2 protein-coding genes, 1 pseudogene and 2 riboswitches are annotated in these 4,207 nt (G+C 47.8%); of the genes and pseudogenes, 1 reads left to right on the top strand and 2 read right to left on the bottom strand.

The genetic code is table 11. The features are described from left to right. Window positions 1–1,200, bottom strand: a pseudogene (locus TX85_RS27360) (glycoside hydrolase family 36 N-terminal domain-containing protein); the annotation flags it as partial. 334 nt (window positions 1,201–1,534) lie between these two features. Beyond that, a riboswitch (cyclic di-GMP riboswitch) is annotated at window positions 1,535–1,621 on the top strand. Between the two features lie 86 nt (window positions 1,622–1,707). Further along, window positions 1,708–1,795, top strand: a riboswitch (cyclic di-GMP riboswitch). 72 nt (window positions 1,796–1,867) lie between these two features. Between TX85_RS27360 and TX85_RS06395 the strand changes: the two are divergent. Next, on the top strand, window positions 1,868–2,533 hold the full coding sequence (locus TX85_RS06395) for an anthrax toxin lethal factor-related metalloendopeptidase (RefSeq protein ID WP_044478267.1): 666 nt from the start codon (window positions 1,868–1,870) through the stop codon (window positions 2,531–2,533). 57 nt (window positions 2,534–2,590) lie between these two features. Here TX85_RS06395 and TX85_RS06390 read toward each other — a convergent pair. Next, window positions 2,591–4,207, bottom strand: a 1,617-nt coding sequence (locus TX85_RS06390; protein ID WP_187375131.1) for an S-layer homology domain-containing protein, incomplete at its 5' end; no start/stop codon positions are given.

Genomic DNA, 4,207 nt, shown 5'->3' with positions numbered 1-4,207 from the left:
AGCCAGGTCCTTCAGTCCGCGAGGGAGCTTCCGCCGATCCTCGACCCAATCCCCCAGCGATGAATTGTCGCTGTCTCTGTGGCCAAACCAGCCATCATCCAGTACGAAGAGTTCTATGCCCAGTTCACGGCCGGCCAGCGCTATGGATTCTATTTTATCTGCATTGAAGTTAAAATACGTGGCTTCCCAGTTGTTCACAAGAATCGGACGCTCGCGGTCCCGATGTGCGACCGACGACACAAACGGGTACGGTATAGCCGGTGATTAGGTCCTGGACATGCCGCCCAGCCCCTCGCTTGAATAGACCATCACAACTTCCGGAGCTTGAAAGACTTCGCTTGGCCCAAGATTCCAGGCAAAATCAAAGGGCTGCAGGCCGATCTGCATTCGAGTTGTTCCGAACTGATCCACCTCTGCCTCCGCGATAAAGTTGCCGCTGTACACTAGGCTGAAGCCGTACACCTCTCCTTGGCGCTCATTTGCCTCGGGACGCAGCAAAGCCATGAACGGATTGTGCTGATGCGAGCTGGAGCCTCTGCGGCTGCCAATCCCGGTCATCCCCGGTGCCAGTCTCCGCCGCTGGATATGACGCTCACGCGCCCAGGCCCCGGACAAGTACAAAGCGTCAAAGTCGGCATCAGGAAAGTCTACAGAAGCGCTCAGCACTCGTTCGAGCTCTACTGTCTCCTGCCCATCATTGCGAAGCTTGACGGATCGGGTTATCGCATTAAAGTCATTAAATACGGTATAGCTCAATTCGGCCGCAAGTCCCGTTAGCGGATCTGCAAGCACCAACAGCAATGTATCCGCCTCTTGATCTTGCTCCGTATAAACTGCTGGGAGTCCCTCCAGCCCTGGCTTACCCGGTACGATGGAGTGGGAATGATATTTCAACTCCGTAATTCTGCTGCCATCCCTTAATTTCACCTGATAGGCAGGACTTCTGAAATCGCTGGTTCCATATTGAGGATATTCCTGAGGCAATGTATCCAGCGACAATGTCTTATCTTCTCTCACCGGATTCGGGCAGAACGAACTGCGTTCAACCCGCGTGAGCATTCCTGTCAGATTGGCATCCTCCCGCAGCTTCGGCCCATAATAGACTTGCGCGGCATAGCCGTGAATGAGTTGAATGATATAGCTGGAGTTTTGGGATTGCAGATGAAAAATCCCCTGTTCTTCATTATAAAAAATAGGCATTCTTTGTACCCTCCTGGACAGTTTTGGAACTTCACTTTTCAATCTCATTCTACTATGCTGCCCCAAAAGAGTAACGTTAATAATGTAAACACTTAGATGGACAAATGTGATATCTTCTCCTTAGTGAAACTATGATATTTTTCCTATGAATCTCTTATTAAATGGTAGAAGAATATCGCAGCTTCACCTTGTTTCATGGTTCCATCGACATAGTTCGACAAAACCTCTAATTCTCCTTGTGATTATTTAAAAGAAGTCTTGACTATATAGTCTATTAGACTTATTCTATGGATAGATAGTTTGGTAGATTTCAACAATTAACTTCATAGTTCTTGATTGACAAAGGCAAACCTATCGAAAGCTAGGGACGCAAAGCTACAGGGGTTAAGGCGATTCATCGCTAAACCAGCCAGCTACCGATAAAGAATGAAGCATGTAACTATGCTTGCTAACCTTCTTATTCGGTAAGAAGGTTTTTTGTTTTCTTAGAACAACTTCATATTTTCATATTGATAAAGGCAAATCCATCGAAAGATGGCGACGCAAAGCTACAGGGGCTACAGCGGTTCATCCGCAATGCCAGCCAGTTACCGATATGGAAGCAACGTAAATAGTGCTATTTCGTTTCTTCCTAGCTCGGATGAGAGATTCCTTGGGAGGAAGAAACATGAAGCGAATACTAACTTTGACTATTGCCCTGATCCTATCTATAAATCTAGCAGTGATTCCGGTATCCGCCGAAACTTCGGCCAAGCTCTCTTCCGATGAGCTCCTTAGCCAAATCGTTGTGCTTCCGAAGTCTGATTACAATAAGGCTTCTGCAGACAAAATGGTCAGCAGATTATCAGCTATTCCAGCCTCCCTTCTGCAAGGGTTGAAGGAGAACAGCGTCAAGATCAAACTCGTTAACGGCAAAATTACGGATGAGCCCGAGTTCGCCCAATACAAAGGCGTGACTCCAAGAGGCTGGGAAAATACAGGTCTAACCTGGGACGATGTTCCCGGTGTAAGCTCAAATGTTGTGATTGCCAGAATTGGTTACAGCAATAAAGGCAAGGGACATAATGGTCAAAACCTTGAGCTTCATGAGACCTTCCACGCGATCGACCGGCTTGTGCTGAACAATGTTAGTTCTTCCGCTGCTTTTCTGAACGTCTGGAAGAAAGAAGCTGATGTGAACTACAAGAATGACGGTTATGTATCGGTATACTCGACTGAATATTTCGCAGAGACGGCCACTCTCTATTTTTACAGTGAAGAGACACGCAAAGAACTGAAAGAGGACATGCCTTTAACCTACGACTTTCTGGACAAGCTGTTCTCTAACCTATAAAAAAGATTCAGGCTCTCTTCTGTGGGAAGAGAGCCTGAATTTTATTTCTCACTGAGTTTAAGGATAGACCCGGTTTGGAAGCACTTCTTCCCAAACCTCAGTGTCTGAATCCTCTTCTCTGGTGTATTCATGATGGTTAGTGGCTTCCAGAATATCGTAATAGTACCACTTGCCTACGATATTATCCGGCCATTCTTTTGCATCCTCATGAATACCTTCATGATTTACTTTTCTGTTCAATACGCCGTTGATGAATGCAGCAGCTTCAGCACGGGTGATATATTGATCCGGCTTGAAGGTGCCATCCACATATCCTTTGATCCAGCCCTTGTTAGCAGCTGAGACAATGTATTTTTCTGCCCAGTGTCCGGTAATGTCGCTGAACATATCGTTCACCCGCTCATCGAGCTGGTCGAATCGGGAAGCGATTGCCGCGAACTCGGATCTGGTGATGTATTGTCCCGGCTTGAAGGTGCCATCGAGATATCCTGTGATGATACCTGCATTTTCCATGGTGGAAATGTGCTTATTGGACCAACGGGTTGCTCCCACATCCGAGAACGAATTGGTTGTCGTCAGGTATGCGGATCTGCTCTCATCATTCATCAGGCGGTAGAAGATCGCCGTAACTTCTTCACGGGTGATATTATTGAGCGGCTTGACGGAGCCGTCAGGATACCCGTTGATGTAGTCATAATGGTTCTCTCTATCAAGTACTGGCGGTACAGCTGGCAACGGCGGCAATGGCGGCACAGCCGGCAGCGGTGTTACGCTAGACGATGGTGACGATGACGGTGATGGTGATGGATTGGATGGTCCAGAGCTTGAATTTCTAGTGTAGTAGAAAATCAATTCCTGACCGTCCGCATCACTGAACGTATATTCCTTAGTCGATTGAATCGGGGTGTAGCCCGAAATGCCAATCGCTGAATAGGTCTTCGTCTCGCCTGACGTTCCGCTGTCTGTCGTCGGGTTGGCCAATTGAGTAGTCGTGCCGCTCAGAAGGTACTTGATCGTCAGCGTCTTCTGGGCAGGAGCATTCTTCGTGTAGTAGAAGGTGTAGGTTTGCGATGGCTCATCGGTAAGGTTAATCACATCACTGGACTTTCTCGGGGTATAGCCCGTAAAATCCTTGGCTGTTACTGCTACCGATGTTCCGGCACTTCTGATAAAGTCATCTCTTCCTAACTCAGCTCCGGTTGTTTCGTCCAGATAAATGACTGTAAGTGTCACAGCATTAACCGGGTCTCCTTTTACATAGTAGACATCGAATCTTTGCTCCGGTTCAAAAGTCAGTTCGAAATTGTAAACAGGCTCCTGTGCATAATAAGTGTAGGTCCCATCTGTTGCTGAAATCGGCTGAGGAATAAACTCCAAAGTCCCGCCGCCAATTCCATCTAAGACACTTGGAGCAGCAATTTCTTCCCCTGTCTCGAGATCCAAGTGATACACAGCAACGGTAACTGTCACAACTGGATTCGCTGTGTAGTAGAACACATGCGGCGCATTTGTTGTTCCCAGCTTGTAGCTGTAGCTTGGTTCCACCGGGGTGTAGCCCGGGATATCCTTCGCTGTCAGCTCCAAGGTCTGGCCGGTTACGCCTTGCTCCGTAGTTGCCGGATGCAGTTCTTTCTCCGTTCCCTGCTCCAAGTACTTCACTTCTACACTTTGCCC

It is taken from the genome of Paenibacillus antibioticophila, from assembly GCF_000455265.1.
GTDB classification, from domain to species: domain Bacteria; phylum Bacillota; class Bacilli; order Paenibacillales; family Paenibacillaceae; genus Fontibacillus; species Fontibacillus antibioticophila.
Note: the sequence above shows the minus strand (reverse complement) of the source record. Positions and strands in the feature narration are given on the sequence as shown.

Excerpts from the sequence above, each read along its gene's own strand:
- TX85_RS06395 (WP_044478267.1), top strand. The coding sequence starts at position 1,868 with ATGAAGCGAATACTAACTTTGACTATTGCCCTGATCCTATCTATAAAT.